This is a genomic window from Sphingomonas qomolangmaensis, assembly GCF_024496245.1.
Lineage (GTDB): Bacteria > Pseudomonadota > Alphaproteobacteria > Sphingomonadales > Sphingomonadaceae > Sphingomonas > Sphingomonas qomolangmaensis.
Genome location: NZ_CP101740.1, coordinates 1602420 through 1625773, shown reverse-complemented (window position 1 = coordinate 1625773; position 23354 = coordinate 1602420). Strand labels below are relative to the sequence as shown.

Genomic DNA, 23354 nt, shown 5'->3' with positions numbered 1-23354 from the left:
CCTGCGGCTTTAGATCCCGGGCGCTGCAGTAAAGGAGGCCGGATGTCTTTGGAGATTTCGGGCGCGGCGAGGGCGGGGGCATCGCTGCGCCACCCCGCCGCCGCCGCGCCGCCGAGTAAGGCGCGCGACCGTACGTAGCCGCTACGTATATTTGCGAATGGGGGCCATCCCCCGCTCGCCGCTAGCAGCAGCGGACCAGGGGCGGGGCTTCATCACATGTACGCAACGATATTTGAACGCGCGATCGATCGGTTGCAGGCCGAGGGGCGTTATCGCGTGTTCATAGGCTTATCGCGCATCAAGGGGGCGTTCCCCGATGCGCGATGCTTCGCCGGGCGCAATGGCTCGAAGCTCAACCTGATCCGCAGCTATGCGCCGGGGTTCATCTTCACGGCCGGCCCATCGCACGGTGCTGCGATGCTGCGGGCGCTGACCGATGCGCTGACCGATGTGCTGGTCGAGATCTGGTGCCGCCCCGCATTTCGAAAGACCGCATGATGCACGGTTCCAGAACCCCAACCGTAACCACCGCGCAAGCGCCCTACATCGACGATGTGCTGCTTCGCGCCGCCCTGTGGCTGTTCGCGGGCATGGCGGCGGTCGTGCTGGCGGCAGTTGCGGTCGATACCGCGTTCAGCGTCCACATGATGATCGTCGCGCTGGCGGGCTTTGCTGCGGCGGCCATGACGATCCGCCAGGTCGGCACCCCCGCGCTGAGCGTTGCCGCACAGGCGGCGCAAGCGACCGAATATTATGACGATGTCATCCGCTGGGGGGTGATCGCCACCGTATTCTGGGGGGTGGTGGGCTTCCTGGTCGGCATCGTCATCGCCTCGCAGCTCGCCTATCCGCTGCTCAACCTCAGCAGCGAATATACGACCTTCGGGCGGTTGCGGCCGCTGCATACCTCGGCGGTGATCTTCGCCTTTGGCGGCAACGCCTTGTTGTGCACCAGCTTCTATGTCGTCCAGCGCACCTGCCGCGCGCGACTGGCCTTCCCCGCGCTCTCGCGGTTCGTTTTCTGGGGATACCAGCTGTTCATCGTCCTAGCGGCGACGGGCTATCTGATGGGGGTGACCGAAGGCCGCGAATATGCCGAGCCCGAATGGTATGTCGATATCTGGCTGACGATCGTCTGGGTAAGCTATCTGGCGATCTTCATCGGCACGATCGTCCGCCGGTCAGAGCCGCATATCTATGTCGCCAACTGGTTCTACCTCGCCTTCATCATCACCGTGGCGATGCTGCATCTGGTCAACAACCTGTCGTTGCCGGTGTCGTGGGTGGGATCGAAATCCTATTCGCTGTTCGCCGGCGTCCAGGATGCGCTGACCCAGTGGTGGTACGGGCATAACGCGGTCGGTTTCTTCCTGACCGCCGGCTTCCTGGGCATGATGTATTATTTCGTGCCCAAACAGGCCGAACGCCCGGTCTATAGCTATCGCCTGTCGATCATCCATTTCTGGTCGCTGATCTTCCTCTATATCTGGGCCGGCCCGCACCACCTTCACTACACCGCGCTGCCCGATTGGGCGCAGACATTGGGCATGGTGTTCTCGGTCATGCTGTGGATGCCGAGCTGGGGCGGCATGATCAACGGCCTGATGACGCTCAACGGCGCATGGGACAAGATCCGCACCGATCCGATCATCCGCATGATGGTGTTCGCGCTCGCCTTCTACGGCATGAGCACCTTCGAAGGCCCGCTGATGTCGATCAAGAGCGTCAATTCGCTCTCGCACTACACCAACTGGACGATCGGCCATGTCCATTCGGGTGCGCTCGGCTGGAACGGCATGATCACCTTCGGCGCGATCTATTACATGGTCCCGCGCCTATGGGGTCGCACGCGGCTCTATTCGCTGCGGATGGTCAACTGGCACTTCTGGTGCGCGACCTTGGGCATCGTCCTCTACGCCTCGGCGATGTGGGTCGCCGGCATCACCCAGGGGCTGATGTGGCGCGAATATGGGGATGACGGCTATCTCGTCTACGCCTTCGCCGAAGTCGTCGCCGCGATGCATCCCTATTACGTGATCCGCACCGCCGGCGGCCTGCTCTACTTCGCCGGCGCGCTGTTCATGGTCTGGAACGTCTGGATGACGTGTCGGGGCAAGCTGCGCGACGAGGCGCCGATGTCGTCGCCGGTGTTCGATCCGGCGAAGGATCGCCCGGCCTCGGCTGCCGCCATCGCCCCCCCTGCCACGCTCGACGGCACCGCCGTCGCCGCCGCCCGATAGGAAGTTCGACATGGCAACCTTCGTCCAGCGTCACAAGAAGATCGAACGCAACGTCACGCTGCTGGCCGCGCTCGCGCTCATCACCGTCGCGATCGGCGGCATCGTCGAGATCGCGCCATTGTTCTGGATCCAGTCGACGGTGACCAAGGTCGAGGGGGTTCGACCCTATACCCCGCTCGAGCTGGTCGGACGGAACATCTATATCCGCGAGGGCTGCTATGGCTGCCATAGCCAGATGATCCGCCCGTTCCGCGACGAAACCGAACGCTATGGCCATTACAGCCTGGCTGCTGAGAGCATGTACGATCATCCGTTCCAATGGGGATCGCAGCGGACCGGCCCCGATCTGGCGCGCGTGGGCACCCGCTATTCGGACGAATGGCATGTCCAGCACATGAAAGACCCCCGATCGGTGGTGCCTGAATCGATCATGCCGCCCTATGCCTTCCTGGCCAACCGTGCGGTCGATGCCAAGGACATGGCGAGCCATCTGAAGGTGCTGCGCGCTGAAGGCGTACCCTATACCGACGAGGACATCCGCAACGCCGTCAGCGACGTGTGGACACAGGCGCGCGGCGACACCGATTCGACCGATCTGGTGCGGCGCTATCCCGGGGCGCAGGCGCGCGATTTCGACGGGAACCCGGTAGTCACCGAGATGGATGCGATGATCGCGTATCTCCAGGGGCTGGGCGTCCAGGTCGATTTCAAGGCGGCGGCGCCGCGCGAGCTCGCGAAATGAGCACCTATGACGCCTTCCGCCATTTCGCCGACAGCTGGGGCCTCGTGATGATGGCCGCAGTGTTCGTCACCTTTACCGGCTGGACCTTCCTGCCCTCGGTCCGCGATGCGCACCGGACGGCGGCGACCAGCATCTTCGAACCAGAGGACGCGATCGATGGCTGAGCGCAGTCGCATCGACGACAAGACCGGCACCCCCACCGTCGGCCATGAATGGGACGGGATCGAGGAACTCGACACGCCGATGCCGCGCTGGTGGCTTTGGACGCTGTATGCCAGCATCGTCTTCGCGATCGGCTATGTCATCGCCTATCCGGCGATACCGATGCTGAACAGCGCGACCAAGGGCGTGCTCGGCTGGTCGAGCCAAGGCGAGCTCGATCGCGACATCGCCGGCGAACAGAAGCGTCGCGCGCCGATCATGACCGCGCTTGCGGCCACCCCGCTCGATCAGCTGGCGGCCAACCCCAAATTGCTGGCGGCGGCCGAAGAGGGCGGACGTTCGGTCTTCAAGGTGCATTGCGCGGCCTGCCACGGTGCGGGTGCCGCGGGCAGCAAGGGCTATCCCAATCTGAACGACGATGATTGGCTGTGGGGCGGCGACATGGCGGCGATCGAGCAGACGCTGATCCACGGCATCCGCCATCCCGGCGACGTCCAGACCCGCATCTCGCAAATGCCCGCCTTCGGTCGCGACGGTATCCTGCAACCGGCGGAAATCGACGATTTGGTGTCGTTCGTGCGCGTCCGGTCGGGGCAGGACCAACCGAGCGCAGCGGCGGCGCGCGGCGGCGCACTCTACACCAATAACTGCGCGGCCTGCCATGGCGAGGAAGGGCGCGGCAATCGCACGCTTGGCGCGCCGAACCTGACCGACAGCATCTGGCTGTTCGGCGGTGACCGCGGTTCGCTGACCACGACGCTCATCAATGGCCGTGGCGGCATCATGCCCGCCTGGGAAAAGCAGCTCGATCCGGTGACGATCAAGATGCTCGCCGCTTATGTCCATTCGCTCGGCGGCGGTGAGGCATCGCCGGCACCCACCCGCGTCGCAGCCGCGCCGCAGCGCGTTGCCGCGAAGCAGTGACCAAAACCTCGCCCCTTTCTCCGCCCGGCACTCGCGCCGGGTCGGATAAGACCAAGCAGGGCAAGAGCAAGCCGCCCGGGCTGTTCGAGGCGCGGCGCATGATCTTTCCCAAGGCGGTCGATGGGGCGTTTCGTCGCTTCAAATGGGTGGTGATGATCGTCACGCTGGCGATTTATTACATCACGCCGTGGCTGCGCTGGGATCGCGGTCCCTATGCGCCCGATCAGGCGGTGCTGATCGATCTGGCGAACCGGCGCTTCTACATGTTCGCGATCGAGATCTGGCCGCACGAATTCTATTATGTCGCCGGGCTGCTGGTGATGGCGGCGATCGGGCTGTTCTTCGTCACCTCGGCGGTGGGGCGTGCCTGGTGCGGCTATGCCTGTCCGCAGACGGTGTGGACCGATCTGTTCCAGCATGTCGAGCGGTGGATCGACGGCGATCGCAACGCTCAGATCCGCCTGCAGCGGGCACCCTGGTCGCTCGGCAAGATCGCGCGGCGCGTTGCCAAGCACAGCGTGTGGATCGCAATCGGCGTGCTGACCGGGGGTGCGTGGATATTCTACTTCGCCGACGCCCCGACGCTTGCCCCTGCATTGTTCAGCGGCGAGGCGCCGATGGTGGCCTACAGCACCGTCGCGCTGCTGACCGCCACCACCTATGTGCTGGGCGGGCTGATGCGCGAGCAGGTCTGCCAGTTCATGTGCCCATGGCCGCGGATCCAGGCGGCGATGATGGACGAACAATCGCTCACCGTCACGTACAAGGAATGGCGCGGCGAACCGCGCTCGCACGGGCTGAAGCGCGCGCAGGCCGATGCGGCGGACGGCCCCGATCCGCTGCGGATCGGCGACTGTATCGATTGCAACGCCTGTGTCGCCGTCTGCCCCACCGGCATCGACATTCGCGGCGGGCCGCAGATCGGCTGCATCACCTGCGGGCTGTGCATCGATGCCTGCGACGATGCGATGCTGCGCGTCGGGCGCGAGCCCAAGCTGATCGGTTATTCCACCCAGGCCGATGACGATGCCGCGCGCGCCGGCAAGCCTTCGGTCGCGCCGCTGCGCCGGATGCTGCGTCCGCGCACGCTGATCTATCTCGGCAGCTGGAGCGCGATCGGTGCCGTGATGCTGTTCGCGCTCGAAACGCGATCGCATCTCGACATCAGCGTGACCCAGACGCGCAACCCGCAATGGGTGCAACTGTCCGACGGGTCGATCCGCAACACCTACACCGTGAAAATCCGCAACATGGAAACGCGCCCGCGCCGTGTGGAGATCGCGATCGACGGCGAGCCCGCCTTGCTATGGGACGAGCGCGGCAGCCGCGAGACGGCGGGGCGCGCGGTGCAGCTTGCGATCGACCCCGACCAGGTCACCAAGACGCAGTTGTTCGTTGCCGCGCCGGGCGACGGCCCGCAGCATAGCGACCTGCGCTTCACCGTCCGCGCGCTCGACGGCGACCATGCGAGCGCCAGCGACGACAGCCGCTTCGAACGGCCGGAGGAAACGCAATGACCAAGCCATTTACCGGTTGGCACATGACCGCGATCATGGTCGCGTTCTTCGCCGTCGTCGTCACCGTGAACGTCATCATGGCGACGCAGGCGAGCCATACCTTCGGCGGCGTCGTGGTCGAAAACAGCTATGTCGCCAGCCAGCGGTTCAACGGCTGGCTGGGTGAAGCCCGCGCGCAGGCCCGATTGGGGTGGAGCGTCGAGGCATCGGGCGAGCCCGGCGGGGTGATGGCGGTCGATCTGCGCGGGCCGGACGGGCCGGTGGATGGTGCGGCGGTGGTGGTGATGGCCGAACATCCGCTGGGACGGGTTCCCGCCACCCGGCTTGCCTTGGCGCCGGGGCGCGACGGGCGCTATGCCGCGCGCCACGCGCTGCTGCCCGGACGATGGATCCTGCGCATCGCGGTCCAGCGCGGCGAAACCCAGGCGCGGTTCAAGCAGGAAATCATGCTGTGAACGCGGCCACCGCGATCCGTGCCGCCGATCACCGCACCACGACCTTGGTCGTCGAGGGCCTGAGCTGCGCCGGTTGCATCGCCAAGGTCGAGCGCGGGTTGCTGGGGATCGAGGCGGTGTCGTCGGCGCGGATCAACTTCACCACCAAGCGGCTGGCGGTCGCGCATGCGCCGGCGATCGATGCCGATGCGCTGATCGAAACGATCAAGCGGATCGGCTATGCGGCGCATCCGCTGGTTGAGCAGCCAGGCTCGGCAGAGGTGCGCGAAAGCCGCGCCCTGGCCAAGGCGCTGGGGGTGGCGGCGTTCGCGGCGATGAACGTGATGCTGTTGTCGGTATCGGTCTGGTCGGGCGCCGATGGTGCGGCGCGCGAGCTGTTCCACTGGCTGTCGGCGCTGATCGCGCTGCCCGCGATCGCTTATGCCGGGCGGCCTTTCTTCGTCAGTGCGTGGCGCGCGGTGCGCGTCGGGCGGACCAATATGGACGTGCCGATCACGATCGGCGTCGTCGTCACCTGCGCGATGAGCCTGTATGAAACCGCCGTCGGCGGCGCGCACGCCTATTTCGACGGCGCGGTGATGCTGGTGGCGTTTCTGCTGGCGGGGCGGTTGCTCGACACGGTGATGCGCGAACGCGCGCAGGACGGGGTGACGGCGCTGCTGCGCCGTCTGCCCGACCAGGTGATGGTGATGGCGCAGGATGGCTCGGTCGAACGGATGCCGATCGCCGATGTCGGCATCGGCGCGCGCATCCTCATCGCCGCGGGCGAACGCATCGGCGTCGACGGCATCGTCGACCAAGGGGTTAGCGACGTCGATCGCAGCCTGGTAACCGGCGAAAGCGCCCCCGAACCCGTCGAGCCACGCGGGCAGGTGCTGGCGGGCACGATGAACCTGACCTCGCCATTGGTGGTGACCGCGACCGCGCTGGCCGACAGCACCTTCATCGCCGACATTGCGCGACTGATGGAGGCGGCGGGGCAAAGCAAGTCGCGCTATGTCCGCATCGCCGATCGCGCCTCGCGCCTATACGCGCCCGCGGTCCACACGCTGGCGGCGCTGAGCCTGGCGGGATGGATGATCGCGGGTGCCGGCTGGCATGAATCGCTGTTGATCGCGGTGGCGGTGTTGATCATCACCTGTCCCTGCGCGCTCGGCCTCGCAGTGCCGGTGGCGCAGGTGGTCGCCGCCGGCGCGCTGATGCGGCGCGGCGTGCTGGTGCGCGACGGCGCGGCGCTCGAAAAGCTCGCGACGATCGACACGGTGCTGCTCGACAAGACCGGCACGGTGACGTTGGGGCGGCTCGAGCCGGTGTCGGGCCTCCCAGACGACCCACAGGCGCGGCGGATATTGCTGGCGCTGGCGCAGACCAGCCGTCATCCGCTGGCAAAGGCGATTGCCCAGACCCTGGAAGACGCCGGCGTCGCGCCCGCGCTGGCGACGCAGTTTCGCGAGGAAGTCGGCAATGGGGTCCAGGGGGTGATCGACGGCGTGACCGCGCGGCTGGGGCGCGCCGCCTGGGTTTCGCCGACGACCGACCCCAACCAATCGACCACGACCACCTGGTTCCGCATCGGCGACGGTGCGGTGCATCCGATCCTGTTCACCGATGCGATCCGCCCCGACGCGGCGGCGGCGGTCGATCGGCTGCGCGCGCTGCACCTCGACGCGCAGTTCGTGTCGGGCGACGGTCACGCGGTGGTCGATGCACTGGCGCAGCAGCTAGGGCTGCCGGCGCGCGCGCAAATGTCGCCGGCGGAGAAGCATGACCGCGTCGTCGCGCTCGAGGCGGCGGGCCATCGCGTCCTGATGGTGGGCGACGGGCTGAACGACGGCCCGGCGCTCAAGCGCGCGAGCGTGGGCATGGCCCCGGCGGCGGCAACCGACGTCGGGCGGCAGGCCGCCGACCTCGTCTTCTTCGGCGACCGCCTGATGCCGGTGCCGATCGCCATCGCGGCGGCGCGGCGGACCGCGCGGGTGGTGAAGCAGAATTTCGCGATGGCGATTGGCTACAATGTGCTGGCGGTGCCGCTGGCGATGGCCGGGCTGGTCACACCGTTGGTCGCGGCGTTGGCGATGTCGGGGTCATCGATCCTGGTGGTGGGCAACGCGCTTCGGCTGCGATCGGCGGCGCGATGAACATCGTCGCGATCCTGATCCCGATCGCGCTGTTGCTGGGGCTGATGGGGCTGGCGGCGTTTTTCTGGGCATCGTCGTCGGGCCAGTTCGATGATCTTGATGGCGCGGCGCTGAGGATATTGATCGACGACGAGAAGCCGGGAGACATCGAGGGAAGGGCGGACGTATGCGCAGCAGTCGCTTCACCAACCATCGATAGCCAGCCACGTTCATTGCGCAGTGCCGACCCCGAATAAGTCGCGTCGATGGGCAGCCGGCAGTTCACCGGTCGGGCGCTTCAGGTCTGAGGTTTCAAGCTATTCCCCAAAAGCTTGGGCCCATAAGCGACCGCGAAGAGGAGGAATGCGCCGCCCCACAGGAACCCCGCCAGTCCAACCGTGCGATTGTAGTCGAACGGCAATACCGGTGCCGCTACCCGCACTGCCGCTCCCACCGTAACCAGTACGAAGATTGCGACGGTCGAGCCGTCCGCACGCAGCGCCCGGCCAGTATGGCCCAGCGTGGCGCGGATCATCACTGCTAACGTCATCGACGCCATCGCGCCCGCAGAGAGCGCATGCAGTGCCGAGGTTAGCGGCACGCCAGGGTGCAGCATGCTTGTTCCCATAAGAAGGAGGCCGATCGGCAGCCATGCATAAGCGATGTGAAGACATAGAACGAGCGGTTCGCGTAGCGTCTTGTTGCCGCACCAACGGCTCAGCCGCACTGCCTGAAATCCGCCGGCAGCAACAAGAGAAGCTCCGACCGCGAGCGGATCGAAGGCAGCAACCCAACCCGCCAGTGAAATAGCAGTGATGGCAAGGCAGACGCTGTCGAACCGATCAGGCGGGGCTGGCGAGGCTGCGGTCGGTCGGTGCTTCACAAGCCAGTTTCGTGTGAACGTCGGGATGATACGCCCGCCGATCACGGCAATCAGCATCACGATCAGCGTAAAGCCTGCTCGCCAGCCGGACCCGGATAGCTGAACCAAGCCAAATGCGTCGGCATGGTCGAGGCCATTAGCGACGGCGAGCAGGAGGACGATCAAAACGATCGGAAAGTTGCGGTTCTTGGCAGCTATGATCTCTCTGGCGCAGACCGCAGCGAGCACCAGCACGAAGCCGACGTCGAACACCGCAGCAACACCGGCTCCCACAAGCAACGAAAACAAAACGGCAAGCCGCGCCACAAGCCACAGGCCAACGAGCATCGCTAGCCGCCAACCCGTGATGGGGGGTCGGCCCGTCCAGTTAGGAATGGCGGTCAACAAGAACCCCGCGATGACGGCGCCAAGATAGCCGAACAACATCTCGTGACGGTGCCAAACCAGCGGATCGAACATGGTCGCCAGCTTCGCGCCACTGGTGAGCACGCTGACCCAGAGGACGACTACGACAAGCGCCCATACCGCCCCGCCAAGGAAAAAGGGCCGAAACCCGCCCTGCAGGATTGGGGGAAACCGCTGACTGCGATTTTTGCGCTTCGTGATGGTGGCTATGCCTGCTCGACTGCTCATTACGCCAACTAGCGGGACCGGGGGGTATGCGCATCGGGGGTTATACTTACTCGCCGTCGGTCGCTATCGCTTGGAAGGGCTCTGTCAGGCCAAGTGCGCCGGCTGGTAACCATGAGCGGGTGGGGGGCTAGAATGTCCCGCCCGGACAAGCCGATCAGCCGATTTGGCCACTTCAACTCGTCGCCCGAAAGCTGCTCGCATCAGACCGGCAGCACCGACATCTCCGTCTGTTGTCGGTGAACCGGAATCCCGGTTCTCGATCGCAGATGGGAAAGCTCGTCGGACTGGACTGGCTATCTTGCCGGGAGCTGTTGCTCGTTTGGGGTGGTAAAGGACGGCTTGCGATCGGCCGCGGTCTCTATCAGATGGCGAGACGGGTCCAGGAGAACGGAAACCTGATCCGCAGGAATGGGCTTGCTGAATAGAAACCCCTGGCTCTCTGCGCATAGATGTTGCTGCAAATACTCAAACTGCGCGAGGTTCTCGACTCCTTCGGCAATGCAATCCATTCCCAGGCTCTGAGCAAGTCGGAGGATGCTTTCCACCACGGCGGCAGCATCGGGATGGATTGCAACGTCGCGCACGAACGATCGGTTGATCTTGATCCGATCGAGGGGAAATCGCCGTAGATGCGAGAGTGATGACCAGCCGGTGCCGAAATCGTCGAGCGACAGGCCGACGCCCAACTTCTTGAGCTCGGCCAGGACGCTCAAGGTCTCGTCGCTGTCGTCGAGCATCAGACTTTCGGTCAGCTCGAGTTCTAGCCAGCGGGACGCAAGCCCGGACTCCTCTAGCGCCTCGCTGACGGCGCGCACGATATCGCCTCGGTAGAATTGTTGCGCCGAAAGATTCACCGCAATGCGCATCGGCGGCAGCCCTTCTTGCTGCCACCGGGCGTTCTGAAGGCATGCGGTGCGCAGCGCCCATGCACCGACTTCCTCGATAAGCTCCAGTTCCTCCAGCAGCGGGACGAATACCGAGGGCGAGATCATACCCTCGGTCGGGTGGCACCACCGCAGCAGCGTCTCGAGGCCAGCGATTTTTCCGTTCTCGATCGTCACCTGCGGCTGATAATGCAGGATGAACTGGTGTTGTGCGCCCGCCTGCTGGAGGTCGCGGATGAGATTGTGGCGCTGGCTTGTCGCCTCGTTGAGTTCGGGGGTGAAGAAGTGGCAGGTGCCGCGCCCCTTGCGCTTGGCGGCGTACATCGCCGCATCGGCCGCACGCAGCAAGGCTTCGGCATCTTCGCCGTCCTTGGGATAGAGCCCGATGCCGACGCTGCCCCCGATGCGGATCTGGTGCTCCTCGATCAGGAAGGGCTCGCCCAGCGTGAGCAGTATGCGCCGCGCCGCCGACTCCGCGGTCTCGTCCTCGACAATGCCGGGCAGTACCAGGACGAACTCGTCGCCGCCCAGGCGCGCCGCGGTGTCGCCCTCGCGCAGACAGCCGCGCAGACGCATCGCCACTTCCTCGAGCAACAGGTCGCCGACATAGTGGCCGAGCGAATCGTTGACGTGCTTGAAGCGGTCGAGATCGAGCATCAGCACCGCCATGTGGTCGCCGTTGCGCCGGGCGTTGGCGATGTCGTGCCCCAGGCGATCCTCGAGCAGCGTCCGGTTGGGCAGGCCGGTCAGCCCGTCATGCAGCGCCATGTAGCGGATGCGCGCCTCGGCCTGTTTGCGCTCGGTGATGTTGCGGATGTTGCACTGGATCACATGCGCACCCTCGGCCTCGTAATGGCCGCCGACGATCTCGACGTCGATCGCCGAACCGTCGCCCCGTTTGAGGACCCAATGCTTGGCGTGGAAGCGGTCGCGCTGGTGCTGCTCGGACAGGATGGTTTGGCACTCCGGCACGTCGCCGAACGATTCGAGTTCCCATAGCTTGCGCCCGACCAGTTGGGCACGGTGGAAGCTCAACATATCGATGAGCGCGGGATTGACGTCGGTTACCTCGCCGGTCTCCCAATCGAGCAGCAACGTGCCGTCGATCGCGGTCTCGAAGAGCCGGCGATAGCGTGCTTCGGACGCCTGGAGCGCCGTCTCCGCCTGGCGCCGGGCAGCGACTTCCTCGCGCAGCGCGACGTTCTGCAGGCTGATCCGCCGTTGGATGGCACGCAGCGCCAGGTGCGTCTCCACCCGCGCGGCCAGTTCCTCGATCTGGAACGGCTTGCTGACATAATCGACGCCACCCGCAGCAAACGCCGTGACCTTGTCGTGGATATCGGCCAGCGCGGTCATGAAGATCACCGGAATCGCCTGGGTGGCGGGGTTCGCCTTGAGGCGGCGGCACACTTCGAAGCCGTCGATACCGGGCATCATCACATCGAGTAGGATCAGATCGGGTTGCACGAATTCGGCGCGTTTCAACGCCTCCTCGCCGCCCTGGGCCACCGCGACGCGATAGCCCTGATCTTCGAGATGCTCGACCAGGACTCCCAGATTTACGGGATTGTCGTCGACGATGAGGACCGTTTGCGCAACGACGTCGATCGATGAAAGGGCGTTCATGACAGTTCGACCTGCTTTCTATCCATGTTGCGTTCGATGAGGTTGAGAATGGCACTCGACTGATAGGCGCGCGCCAGCGTCTGCAGCCGATCGGCAAAGGCGCGGTAATCGTCGCCCAGTCGTTCGGCCTGCGCGCGAAGCCCGCGCATGTCGCCGGCCAGCGCCAGGCGGTGCAGGGCTTCCATCTCCGCCTGGGGCGGTATCGCCTCCAGGGTCATGCCGTCGCCGCCTTCGGCATCGGCATCGCCGGGCTGGTCCCTTTCCTCGATCACCCAGTCGATCGGCAGATGCAACGTGATCGTCGAGACGAGCTCGTCGAAATCGACCGGTTTGGTCAGAAAGGCATTCGCCCCGGCGTCGAGGCTGCGCGTCCGTTCTTCCACAGACACGCCGGCCGATACCGCGATGACCGGCAAGGCGGCGAGCCCGGCGATGACGCGGAGGCGCCTGGTCGCTTCCAGGCCGTCCATCACCGGCATGCGCACATCCATCAGGACCAGGTCGGGAACCGCGGCGGAGACCCGATCGAGTGCCTCCTGTCCGTTGGCCGCTTCGCGAACCTCGAACCCCAGTCCGCGCAAGCCGTCGCTCAGCATCGCGCGGTTTTCGGGAATATCGTCGACGACGAGCACGCTGCGCGGCGGGCCGCGAAAGCCCTTCACCGCGATCCGCGGCGCGGTTTCGGCGGCCTGGCCGCGGGCGAGCGGCATCGTCAGGGCGAACGAGAAGCAACTGCCGACGCCGAGCGCGCTTTGCACCTGGATCGTGCCGCCCATCAGTTCGACGAGCTTGCGGCTGATGCTCAGGCCCAGCCCGGTTCCGCCGCCGCGGCGTTCGATTTCGCCCACCTGCTCGAATGGGTGGAAGATCGCATCCAGCTGCTGGGGGGCAATGCCCACGCCGCTGTCGCGGACCTCGAACCGGATCCGGGCCTCGGTTTCGGTCTGCTCCTCGACGATGACGTGCAGGCCGACCTGGCCGCTGTCGGTGAACTTGACCGCATTGCCGATCAGATTGAGCAGCACCTGGCGCAGCCGTTTCTGGTCGGCGAGGACATAAGCCGGCAAGGCCGAGGGGATTTCCGAGACGAACGCGAGCGCTTTCTCCTCGCTGCGCACCCGGATGATGTCGCCGACGTCGCGCAAGGCGGTCGGGAGATTGAACGCGACGGGGTCGAGATCGAACTTGCCCGCCTCGATTTTCGACAGGTCGAGGATATCGGTGATCAGCGTCAGCAAATGCATGCCGCTCTGATGGATGGTACGGACGGCGCTGCCCTGCCGCTCGTTCAGGCTGGAATCGCGGCGAAGGAGCTGGGCATAGCCCAGTACGGCGTTGAGCGGGGTGCGCAGCTCGTGGCTCATATTGGCGAGAAAAGCGCTCTTCGCCGCGCTGGCGCTTTCCGCCGCGGTCTTGGCCAGCTGCAGCCAGCGGCTGTTTTCCTCGATTTCCGCGAGGCGTTTGGTTTCGATTGCCTGCCGGCGGAAGGTTTCGAGCGCGACCACGACCGCGCCCAGCTCGTCTTTGCGCCCCAGCGCAGCGATATCGAGATCGTAATCGGCGGCGGCGAGGCGGGTCGTTGCGTTGGCGATCTGGCGGATCGAGCGCACCGTTGCGCGGCCGACGATCCAGGTAACGAGAGCGATCGCGGGCACCACTAGCAGCGCCAGTACCGAGAAGATCATCGTCGTCGTGGCGACATGGGCGCCGACCGCCTCGGCGCGCCGGTTCGAAGCCGCGATTACGCTGCTCGCGACGAGGTTGATGTTGGACGTGACCTTGTCGGCATGTTCGCGAAACGGCTCGAGCATCGCGGCGGCGCTGGCGAAGTCGACGCCGAGCATCGACGTGACGACATCCACCGCCTGGGCATATTCATCGACCTCGCGCAGCGCGGTGGCGATGCGGGCGCGATGTTCCACGCCCGCCTCGGTCTTGCGGAAGGCCTCGAGATCGCGCCGGACGCCCGCGACCGCGGCTCTGATCTCGTCGGCTCGGGCTTCGATGGAATTCTCGCCGGGGTTGGTGGCCTCCATGTTGAGCAGCCGGTAGAGGTTGGCGTCCGCGCGTTCGAAACGCGCCGCGATGTCCGCCAGCTGCGCCGAATTGCGCATGTCGACCGCGACGATGCGCTGGGTGTCGTCGCGCACGCTGTTCAGCGCCGCCACTTCGATCACCCCCATTGCCAGCACGAGCACCAGCGCCAGCACCGGAGCAAGGCCGAACTTGGCGATCAGCGGCCAGTCGGAGAGGCGCATGAAACGGTCGATCCACGTCCGCAAGGGAAGCGCGCGCGCCATGGTCAGAACTGCAACTGCAGGCCGGCGCGCAGCCGCCGTTCGGCCGCCGCGGGAGAAAGATCGACACCGCCGGCCCCGGTCAAATTCTCGCCCGCCACGGTCGCCGTCAGGTGGCGGTTGATCCGGAAGGCGAGCTTGGCGTCGAGCGCCAGCGTAGGGTCGATGGGCACCAGCGACAGCGCCCCATTCAGGACCCCGCCGGCGGAAACCAGCTGGCGGGTGGCCGACGTGTAGCGCGCGGCGCCGGTCGCGAGCCACGGTCCGGCCTCGTAGCTCAGCTGGGCCTTGAGCTTGTGCGCGGGCGTCGTCCGTTCCAGCGCGAGCGCATGGACGAACACGCCGCCGCTATTGGCGGGAATATTCTCGTCGGTGCGGGTCCAGCTGTAATTGAGCATCCACGTCCAGGACGGTGCGGCACGACCAGCAAGCGAGGCGGTCACGCCGAAGGCGTTGAAGATGCCGACGTTGCTGGTGCTGCTGATCACGTCGGTAGTGCGGTTGAAAAAGGCGGTCAGCTCCGCCTTTCCTTCGATCGGTTCGATCTCGTGCGTCAGCCCGGCTTCGGCGCTCTGGATGATGGCAGGCCTGATCCCGCCCCCCGTCTGGCCGGGGAACGCGACGCCGAAGGAGAATAAGGAAGGCGCCTGGACTCCACGGCTCGCCGCGATCCGCAGCGTGTCCGCCGGGCCCAGCTTCAACAACAAAGCCGCGTTTGCGCCCCATTCGGTGATCGACGCGTCGTAGTCAGCACCCCCGGGTGGTCCCAAACCTGGCGGCGGGCCAGCGCCTCCCGGTGGAGCAGGGCCTCCTGGTGGACCGACCCCAGGCGGACCGACTCCCGGCGGACCGCCCCCCGGTGGACCGCCCCCCGGCGGGCCGGCACCCCCGGGCGGATCCGATGTCTCGTGCGAAAGCCGCATCGAATCGACCCGGATCGCAGCGGTGAAGGTGGCCGCGTCGCCGAACTGGTGCTCCCACATGCCACTGCCGGCGTAGAGGTCATAGCGCGTTGCCGAATTGCCGAACGTCGTCTGCCGCAGCACGTTGCGCCGATATTCGAGTCCGGCGCGCAGGGTGTCGACGCTTCCGGCGCGTACCAGCGCCTCGAATGAGCCCGAGAATACGCGGTTGTCGAAGTTGAGATTTGCGAATGGCGTGGCGACCTCGATTTCCGAATCGTTGCGGAACATGCGAAGCGACAAGAGGCCCCAGCCGGTATCGTGCGAGGCGCGCGCCGAGAGCGCGGTGAATCGATAGCGCGTATCGATCGCGCTGGGCATTTCCGCGATCTCGATATGGTGGCTTTCGGTATGGGTCGCGCTGAGACTGGCCTGGCTCTGGTCGCTGGGATTGAGATAGACTTCGCCGGAAACCTCCTGGTGATCGGGATCGAACACCACGCCCCCCGGGAATGCCAGCTGCGAGGATGCCAGCCCCGCCAGCTCGTTCGACCGTTCGTAGCCGCCCGAAACGCGCAGTCCGACCCAGTCGGCCAGTTTGAGCGCGGCGCTTTGCGACAGGCGCAGATAGCCGCGCGTGCCGACTTCGACTGCCGTCGCCAACTGCTGCCTGTGCAGCGGATTGACGGTGATGATGTTGATCACGCCCGATACGGCGTTGATCCCGAACAGCGCGCTGTTCGGTCCCGGAACGACTTCGATCTGCTGGATTTCGGAGAGCTGGACGCCGATCCCGGCCCAGTTGGTCATGCCATAATGGTCGAGATAGACCTGCCGCCCGTTGACCATCACCAGCAGACGCGAATCGAAGGGGCGGACCCCGCCGCGGATCACGACGTCGGCCTGGCCTGCGGTCCAGCGTGCGACATCGATGCCGGCATAGGCCTTGAGCACGCCCGGGATGTCGTGCGCCGGCGACCGGCGGATATCGTCGCGCGTGATGATGGTGATTGCCGCGGGCGCATCCGAGACGCGCTGCGGCTTGCCCGTGACGCTGGTCGTGACCGGCTCGCCGAATAGCTCCTCGAGCTCGCCATAGTTGATGCTCTGCGCATACACCGTGGGCGACCAGCACAGGAGCGCTGCGGACGCCGCCGCCCGCACTGCGGGGCGGGCAATGGGTTTGCGCCGAAAGACGCCCGAACCCGACATCATATTTCCTTAACGAGCATGAGAAAGCCCGAATTGAATCGCAACTGCGCCGCCCGACTGGCCGCCTTGCTGACGACGATCCGCACCTTCGGTTTCGAAATGATCGTCACCACGCAATGCCCGGCTTGGGTGCACCCCGCATCGGAGCTGATGGTCAGGATGGATCGCGATGCCGTCGCCCGCGCAACGGCCTGATAGTTGACCCCGGTGGTGACGAAGGCAACCCTCGCTCCGGCGAGCCCCGCAAGTGAGGTGCTGGGTACCCGCCGCGGCCGCAACGTGAGCGCGCCGACGACAAGACCGCCGCGGAGCGCCCGCTCGATCGCGCGCGCCTGACTTTCGGACGCGGCTGCGCCGGGCAAATAGATAATCGCGGCGATCACCTCGCCGGACAGCGTCGGCTGCAGGAAAGTGGCCACCCGTCCGGCGACAAGAACCGAGCTGTCGGTCATTTGTGCAAACGCGGTCGTCGGCACCGCGCACGCCACGGTCGAAGCGAACAGCAGCGCTACGGGAAGACGGGCGGGCGTCATTATCACTCCGGAACGGTTGCCGATCGCCGTCGATATCGAATACGCTCGTCGGATTAAGAAAGTACTCCAGCGGGCTCTGTCAGAACAAATGCAGGCGCTGGTAATCAGGCGCGGGTAAGGGCCAGGATGCCTTGTCCGCAAAGGCCGACCGTCTTCGACACATTCCGGCTTAAAGGGCAGTTCGCGCCTGCGTCGAGCCGTGTCCGGCGTTGCAGTACTCGATAGCTCGGATCTCTTGGCGGCTGATGCCGTTGGCGTTTGGACCAAGCGCGGCACCAAGGCGCCAAATCGCGCGACATCAGTCGGGCGTGAAAGCCGGCCCGCAACGGTTCCGGTTACCCGCCGCGCAAGCGGCAACGTCGCGTTCCCAACGCTGGCGCGCCACGCGCGCCGCTTCGACCTGAGCGTTGTAGTCAGCCATCGTGGCTGCATGAGCAGCCTCCGCTTCACGATATCTAGCTAGTCGGTCGCGCTCGGCTCGCTTGTCGGTGGCGATCCGGTCGAGCTGGCGCCGAGCGGCGGCAAGTTGTTCGGCATTGGCGGTACGCAGCCGGGCAGACTCGGCTGCGGCTATCGCACCCGCCACCGCTTCGGCATCCACTTTGGCAGCGCTCTCGATCGGTTCGGGCCGACGCGCTTGGGCGGCGTCGCGCGCGCGTGCTTCTTCGATCGTTGGCAGCTCCAGCTGCAGCCTATCGGATGGCTCGATCTCGGGGATCACAGCAGCGGCCGGTTCGGGCCCCGGAGTAATTGGTTCTGGCTGTGATGGGGGGATTTCGACCGTTCGTATCTGTGCGGGATCGACACCGGCGGCGGCAAGCGCTCCAGATTGCAGCAGAAGAAAAGCCAAGAATGCGGGTCTTGTCCGTCGGTGCAGCATGATGAACCGGTAGCTGGCTCAACCTGTCGACGCAATGAACGCGACGGTGTGGACCTCGGTTCATGGGAGCGAGCTTGGAGCCAACCCGATCAGCGTAGTGCGCCGCACAGCCAGGGTGTGGCTTGGACCACGTCGCGGCTCGCAAGGCGGTGGCAATCTGCGTTGCTATAACTATGATCACACCACGGTAACCGCATTGCGAGAAGCATCATGTTCTGGTTCGCGATTGCGCTGCAGGCGGCAACGCTCGGCGCTACCAATTACGCCGCAGACGCGCCGATGGCGGCGCCGAAGACCCCGCCGACCCTGGCCGATGAGTTCGCGGTGACGACAATCGACCCGAGTGTCTGGCGCTACGACACCCATCGCAACGCCGAGGGGTGGCATAATAACGAGCTGCAATATTATTCCGCGGGTCGTCGCGAAAATGCGCGCGTCGAAAATGGCGTGCTGATTATCGAGGCGCGGCGCGAACCAATGTCCAAGGCGATGTTCGCGGATTGGGGAGGACAGCACTATAGTTCGGCCAAGCTGGTGACAAACGCGCCACTGGGATACGGCTTCTATCAGATCCGCGCAAAGCTGCCTTGCGAACGCGGCGGATGGCCAGCCATCTGGATGCTGCCCGAAGGCGGGACCTGGCCCGACATGGGCGAGATCGACATCATGGAAATGGTGGGCTGGGACGCAAAGGTCGTTCATGCCACGCTGCATTCGGGCAGCTTCAATCACGCGAAAGGCACGCAACGCGGCGCACAGAAGCGCATCGAGAATGCCTGCACTACGTTTCACGACTATCAACTCGACTGGAAGCCCGATTCGATCACCATCGGTGTCGATGGGCGATCCTATATGCGCGTGACCAACGACACGCCGGGTGACCCCGGCGCGTGGCCCTTCGATCGGCCCTACCACCTAATTCTCAACCTGGCGGTCGGGGGGGATTGGGGCGGCAAGCACGGGGTCGACGACTCGGCGTTGCCGATGCAACTGGCGATCGATCACGTGCGCTATTGGAAGACCGGCTGATCCGAAAGGTGATCGTAGCGAGCGTACCGCGGGATTGCTCCTGACCACCGAAGCGAAGCACTGACCGAACGTCGTGTTTCCGGAAGCTCCGACAGTGAAGCGAACGCAGGATCCGCTTCGTCGGAGCGGGAGTTGCGAGCGTCTCTCTATTCGAGCACCTCGACCTGACCTGCGATAGCTGCGTCCGGCAGCTTCTGCGCCAGCACGACAGCGTCCGGCGTGCTCGAGACCTGGCTGTTCGATCGACCATTCCATCGCAATCGTGCGCGCTGCGGACGGTGTAAAAGCCGAATTCGGTGAAGATACCCGAGTCGGTCAGGGCGATCTGGCATCCAGGGCGATGTGGCGGCTTGCCTCACCCCGCGGGAGTGCCGAGTGAATCGCTGATCTCCAGCCAATAACCGTCGGGATCCTGGACGTAGATTTGGCGGACGCCGTCGAACCGCGTTTGCATCGTGCGCGGTTTGCCGGCGAGGTCGGTCCAGACAAGACGGTGCCGGTCCAGCCAAGCTGTGACCGTGGCGAGATCAGCGACGTGAAGCGCCAGGTGCTCGTTCCGGTTCGACGGCTTCGGCGCGGTGCGTCCGTCGAGGATGTGCAGCGCCAGCCCATTGCCGAGGTCGAGCCAGCGGCGGTTCTTGAGCGGCGTCGGGATCATCCGCAACCCGAACGCCTCATGGTAAAAGGTGGCGCTACGATCGATGTCCGCCGCTTGGATCGCGACATGCTCGGCCTGCGCGGCGGGAGCGGTCGCCGCCTGCTGCGCCGCGACAAGGAACAGCAGAACCGGATATGCGATCATGCGCGACTCTCCTGAAACTAGCGCTGCGAAGCCTAGCCAATTGGCAGCCGATCGCCAGCGCCGCGATTGGCACGTGGGGTAAGCAACCGTCGGCCTAATTTCGCCAATCTCAATACTTTCCACCCCGTACGCAAGCGACGCCGATTGCGCGGCACCGTGTTGCTGCGCATGGTGCCAGCAGAACGACAGGGGATGCAGCATGCAAGCAACTTGGGCTTTGGCGGCGGCGTTGACCGTGCCGGTCGCGGCAACAGCGCAGCAGGCGCCGCCGCCCTCTGCGGCTTCGCCCGGCGCGGGCAGCACGCAGGGCGACGTATCGGTGACGATCTACAACAACGACGTCGCGCTGGTGCAGGACGTACGATCGCTCGAGCTGGCGAGCGGGCGGGTGCGGCAGAGCTTCCCCGATGTCAGCGCGCAGATCCGCCCCGAAACGGTGTCGCTCGCGGTGCCCGATGCCGCGATTGTCGAACAGAATTTCGACTATGACCTGCTCAGCCCGTCGAGCCTGATGGAAAAGGCGGTGGGCGAGACGATCACTTTGGTGCGCACCAATCCCGCGACCGGCACCGAGACGCGCGAGCGCGCCAAGGTGCTCGCGGTCAATGGCGGGGTGGTGCTCGATATCGGCGGGCGGATCGAGGTGCTGCGCGACGACGGGCTGCCGGTGCGCGCCGTGTTCGATCGCGTTCCCGATTCGCTGCGCGCGCGCCCGACGCTGTCGGTGACGCTCGCCAGCACGCGCAGCGGCACCCGGCCGGCGCGGCTTTCCTATCTCAGCCGCGGGCTCGGCTGGAGCGCCGATTATGTCGCGCTGTTCGACGAGAAGAGCGGCACCGTCGACGTCCAGGGCTGGGTGACGCTGCGCAACACCAGCGGCACGACCTTCAACAACGCGCGCACGCTCCTGGTCGCGGGCGATGTCGGCGGCAGCGATGGCGGGCAGAACTATTCCCCGAGCTCGCGCGGCTCGTACCAGGTGCAGATGCAACCCGGCACCGAAAGCGCCGACCGCGAACAGCTCGGCGATTTCTACCTTTATCCGCTCGCCGAACGCACGACGATCGCCGACAAGCAGACCAAGCAGGTCAGCTTCCTCGACGCCAAGGGCGTCACCGCGAGCTCGGGCTATCGCTTCGAGAATGGCTGGCTCGGCACCGCCGACGAACCGCGAAGCGCGCAGACCATCCTGCGCTTCGCCAATGCGGGCGATGCGGGGCTGGGCGATGCGCTGCCCGCGGGGGTGGTGCGCGTCTATATCCGCGATGCGCGCGGCCAGCCGCAATTCACCGGCGAAAACCAGATCGGCCACACCCCGCAGGGATCGACGATCGCGCTGCCCACCGGCGACGCCTTCGACGTGAAGGTCCAGCCGACCACCCTGTCGCGGACGCGGCTGGGCGGCGACCGCTGGCGCACCGAAGTGCGCTACCGCCTCACCAACGCGCGTGCGCGCGCCGTGACGGTGGAACTGGTGCAATCGGGGCTCGGCTCGGGCGACACGCGGATCATCGCGCAGAGCCGCGAGAGCGAACGCCGCAACGTCGCCAGCGCGGTATGGCAGGTGCCGGTGCCCGCCAATGGGGAGAGCGTGGTCACCGCCACTTTCGACACCCGCTACTGATGCGCGCTGCCGCCCTGTTCCGCGCGGCGTCGCTCGTGCTGGCGGCGACTGCTGCCAGCCCAGCCGCCGCGCAGCCGGTGGTCACCTCGGCGGCGCCGCAACGCATCGCGCTGACGGTGTACCGCGCGCCCGGCGGCAACGGCGCGATCGACCTGCGCTTCCTCGGCGGCTTCGCGTTGGTTACCGAGACCCGCCGCGTCGCGCTGCCGCGCGGGGCGGCGGTGCTGCGCTTCGAAGGTGTCGCCGAAGGGATCGTCCCCGTCAGCGCGGTGGTCGACGGTCTGCCCGGCGGGGTGGTCGAAAAGAACCGCGACGCGCGCTTGCTCTCGCCGGCGTCGCTCGTCGACGGCAGCCTCGGCCGGCAGGTGACGCTCACGCGCACCAACCGCGCCACCGGACGCAAGACCAGCGAGGAAGCGACGATCGTTGCCGGGCCTACCCCCGGCGTGGTGCTGCGCACCGCGACGGGTATCGAGACGTTGCGCTGCTCGGGACTGCCCGAGGGGCTGTCGTACGGCGGCGTGCCCGCCGGGCTGTCGAGCAAGCCGGTGCTGAGCATCGCCACGGTCAGCCCGGTCGCGCGCACGGTCACCGTGCGCCTGAGCTATCTCGCCTCGGGCTTCGACTGGCGCGCAAGCTATGTCGCCACGCTCGCCGCCGACCAGCGCTCGCTCGACCTGTTCGCCTGGCTGACGCTGGCGAACGGCAACGCCGGGATATTCCCGAATGCCGAGGTCGCCGCGGTCGCGGGCCGGCTCAACCGGATCTACACCCCGTCGCTGCGCGCCGCGGTGGGGGCGCTGTCGCTGACCTGCTACCCACTCGGCACGACGACCTCAAATCTGCGCAAGCGCGAGTTCGAGCCTGCCGAGGAAATCATCGTCACCGGGGGCCGTGTGATGGCGGCACCCGCCTTCGGCCCGCCACCGCCGCCACCCCCGGCGCCGCCGCCTCCGCCGCCGCCCGAGGATCTCGGCGACCTGAAGCTCTATCGCGTCCCCGAACGCGTGACCGTCGCCGCGCGCGGCCAGAAGCAGGTCGCGCTGCTGGCGCGCAGCGCGGTGCCGTTCGAGCGCCGCTATCGCCGCCAGCTCTATCCGGGCCAGACGATGCCGCCGTCGCCGACCGTCGCGGTGCTAGTGCTGCGCAACCGTGCCGAGGCCGGGCTCGGGCTCGCACTGCCCTCGGGCAGCACCGCCACCTATGCCCGCCGCGGCGACGAGCGCCTGCTGCTGGGCCTTGGCGCGCTCGATGACCGCGCCGAGGGCGAGACCTTCCGCCTTTCGGCGGGCACCAGCACGCAGATACTGGTTGGCCAGACCCAGATCAGCCAGCACGAGACGCTGATCACTGCCAGCAATGCGTCGAGGCTACCTGCCAGGCTGGAGGTGCCGATTGGTCAGGCGGGACAGAAGATCGAAAGCGACGATCCGACGCTCGAAATCATCGACGGCATCGCGACCTGGTCGATCCTGATCGAGCCAAATTCTCGCGCTGAATTGCGCATCCGCTACTAGCTTCGGCGGATTTGGAGTCGTTCGGTTGCGGCGTTGGGCAGCCATGGACACAGCGTGTGACGGTTCTGCCCGAGCAAACACGCCGGCTGGCAATAAGGGGCGGGCAGGGGGCTTAGGATTCCCCGTCAGACGGGCACATGGGGAACAAGGCTGCCGATGTGCGCGACAATCGGGCCAATCAGTGCCACCCCAAATTACCACGCCGACAGCCGACCCTCCTCAACTAAAAACGCGCTTGTCGTTCAATCCGACTCGTCTCGTTCAACCGCTCGAATTGAACGCGAGAATTGGCCGCCGGGATGGAACGGGTGGCAATATTTAGGATGGTGAAAACGCTGTCGCACCGGCGATTCTACCGGAACATGGAAAGGTAGG

The 23354-nt window shown here is 65.9% G+C and carries 17 protein-coding genes and 2 pseudogenes; 12 read left to right on the top strand and 7 right to left on the bottom strand.

Annotated features, from left to right (window positions below; all coding sequences use genetic code 11):
- Window positions 1-216: 216 nt before the first annotated feature.
- The 9 genes and pseudogenes from NMP03_RS07645 to ccoS all read left to right on the top strand — a co-directional run.
- Window positions 217-351: pseudogene (locus tag NMP03_RS07645) on the top strand (5-aminolevulinate synthase); the annotation flags it as partial.
- Between the two features lie 239 nt (window positions 352-590).
- Entirely contained in the window at window positions 591-2240 is a 1650-nt protein-coding gene (ccoN, locus tag NMP03_RS07640) for a cytochrome-c oxidase, cbb3-type subunit I (protein WP_256508054.1), read from the top strand.
- 10 nt (window positions 2241-2250) lie between these two features.
- Window positions 2251-2982 (top strand): cytochrome-c oxidase, cbb3-type subunit II, encoded by a 732-nt coding sequence (ccoO, locus tag NMP03_RS07635; protein ID WP_256507883.1) that lies wholly within the window; start codon window positions 2251-2253, stop codon window positions 2980-2982.
- Window positions 2979-3146: a cbb3-type cytochrome c oxidase subunit 3 gene (locus tag NMP03_RS07630; protein WP_256507882.1), complete on the top strand. Its 168-nt coding sequence runs from the start codon at window positions 2979-2981 to the stop codon at window positions 3144-3146. Before ccoO ends, NMP03_RS07630 begins: the two co-directional genes overlap by 4 nt.
- On the top strand, window positions 3139-4068 hold the full coding sequence (gene ccoP, locus NMP03_RS07625) for a cytochrome-c oxidase, cbb3-type subunit III (RefSeq protein ID WP_256507881.1): 930 nt from the start codon (window positions 3139-3141) through the stop codon (window positions 4066-4068). The genes NMP03_RS07630 and ccoP overlap by 8 nt, the downstream gene beginning before the upstream one ends.
- A gap of 98 nt (window positions 4069-4166) precedes the next feature.
- Window positions 4167-5585 carry a cytochrome c oxidase accessory protein CcoG gene (gene ccoG, locus NMP03_RS07620; protein WP_256507880.1) on the top strand — a complete coding sequence of 473 codons (1419 nt, stop codon included), beginning with the start codon at window positions 4167-4169 and terminating at the stop codon, window positions 5583-5585.
- Window positions 5582-6040, top strand: a complete 459-nt coding sequence (locus NMP03_RS07615; RefSeq protein WP_256507879.1) for a FixH family protein — start codon at window positions 5582-5584, stop codon at window positions 6038-6040. The genes ccoG and NMP03_RS07615 overlap by 4 nt, the downstream gene beginning before the upstream one ends.
- The gene (locus NMP03_RS07610; protein ID WP_256507878.1) at window positions 6037-8178 is read left to right on the top strand and encodes a heavy metal translocating P-type ATPase; all 2142 of its coding nucleotides are present in this window, start codon (window positions 6037-6039) and stop codon (window positions 8176-8178) included. Before NMP03_RS07615 ends, NMP03_RS07610 begins: the two co-directional genes overlap by 4 nt.
- Window positions 8175-8324: pseudogene (gene ccoS, locus NMP03_RS07605) on the top strand (cbb3-type cytochrome oxidase assembly protein CcoS); the annotation flags it as partial. The gene NMP03_RS07610 and the pseudogene ccoS, both read left to right, overlap by 4 nt.
- A gap of 131 nt (window positions 8325-8455) precedes the next feature.
- Here the strand turns inward: ccoS and NMP03_RS07600 are convergent.
- The 6 genes from NMP03_RS07600 to NMP03_RS07575 form a co-directional block, all read right to left on the bottom strand.
- Complete coding sequence (locus NMP03_RS07600; protein ID WP_256507877.1) at window positions 8456-9673, bottom strand: NnrS family protein; 1218 nt, start codon at window positions 9671-9673, stop codon at window positions 8456-8458.
- A gap of 293 nt (window positions 9674-9966) precedes the next feature.
- Window positions 9967-12183 carry an EAL domain-containing response regulator gene (locus NMP03_RS07595; RefSeq protein WP_256507876.1) on the bottom strand — a complete coding sequence of 739 codons (2217 nt, stop codon included), beginning with the start codon at window positions 12181-12183 and terminating at the stop codon, window positions 9967-9969.
- Entirely contained in the window at window positions 12180-14366 is a 2187-nt protein-coding gene (locus tag NMP03_RS07590; RefSeq protein WP_256508053.1) for an ATP-binding protein, read from the bottom strand. Before NMP03_RS07590 ends, NMP03_RS07595 begins: the two co-directional genes overlap by 4 nt.
- A gap of 119 nt (window positions 14367-14485) precedes the next feature.
- Window positions 14486-16597, bottom strand: coding sequence for a TonB-dependent receptor plug domain-containing protein (locus NMP03_RS07585; RefSeq protein WP_256507875.1), 2112 nt, complete (start codon window positions 16595-16597; stop codon window positions 14486-14488).
- Window positions 16594-17127 carry a YfiR/HmsC family protein gene (locus tag NMP03_RS07580; RefSeq protein ID WP_256507874.1) on the bottom strand — a complete coding sequence of 178 codons (534 nt, stop codon included), beginning with the start codon at window positions 17125-17127 and terminating at the stop codon, window positions 16594-16596. Before NMP03_RS07580 ends, NMP03_RS07585 begins: the two co-directional genes overlap by 4 nt.
- A gap of 298 nt (window positions 17128-17425) precedes the next feature.
- Window positions 17426-17848, bottom strand: a complete 423-nt coding sequence (locus tag NMP03_RS07575) for a hypothetical protein (protein ID WP_256507873.1) — start codon at window positions 17846-17848, stop codon at window positions 17426-17428.
- 369 nt (window positions 17849-18217) lie between these two features.
- Here NMP03_RS07575 and NMP03_RS07570 point away from each other — a divergent pair, with 369 nt between their 5' ends.
- Window positions 18218-19036 (top strand): glycoside hydrolase family 16 protein, encoded by an 819-nt coding sequence (locus tag NMP03_RS07570; RefSeq protein ID WP_256507872.1) that lies wholly within the window; start codon window positions 18218-18220, stop codon window positions 19034-19036.
- Between the two features lie 355 nt (window positions 19037-19391).
- On the opposite strand, the gene NMP03_RS07565 is transcribed toward NMP03_RS07570, so the two are convergent.
- Complete coding sequence (locus NMP03_RS07565) at window positions 19392-20039, bottom strand: VOC family protein (RefSeq protein WP_256507871.1); 648 nt, start codon at window positions 20037-20039, stop codon at window positions 19392-19394.
- Between NMP03_RS07565 and NMP03_RS07560 the strand changes: the two genes are divergently transcribed.
- Both NMP03_RS07560 and NMP03_RS07555 read left to right on the top strand, forming a co-directional pair.
- The gene (locus NMP03_RS07560) at window positions 20038-21462 is read left to right on the top strand and encodes a DUF4139 domain-containing protein (RefSeq protein ID WP_256507870.1); all 1425 of its coding nucleotides are present in this window, start codon (window positions 20038-20040) and stop codon (window positions 21460-21462) included. The genes NMP03_RS07565 and NMP03_RS07560 overlap by 2 nt on opposite strands.
- A complete protein-coding gene (locus NMP03_RS07555; RefSeq protein WP_256507869.1) occupies window positions 21462-22979 on the top strand; it encodes a DUF4139 domain-containing protein in 1518 nt (505 codons plus the stop codon). Before NMP03_RS07560 ends, NMP03_RS07555 begins: the two co-directional genes overlap by 1 nt.
- The last annotated feature ends 375 nt before the right edge of the window (window positions 22980-23354 follow it).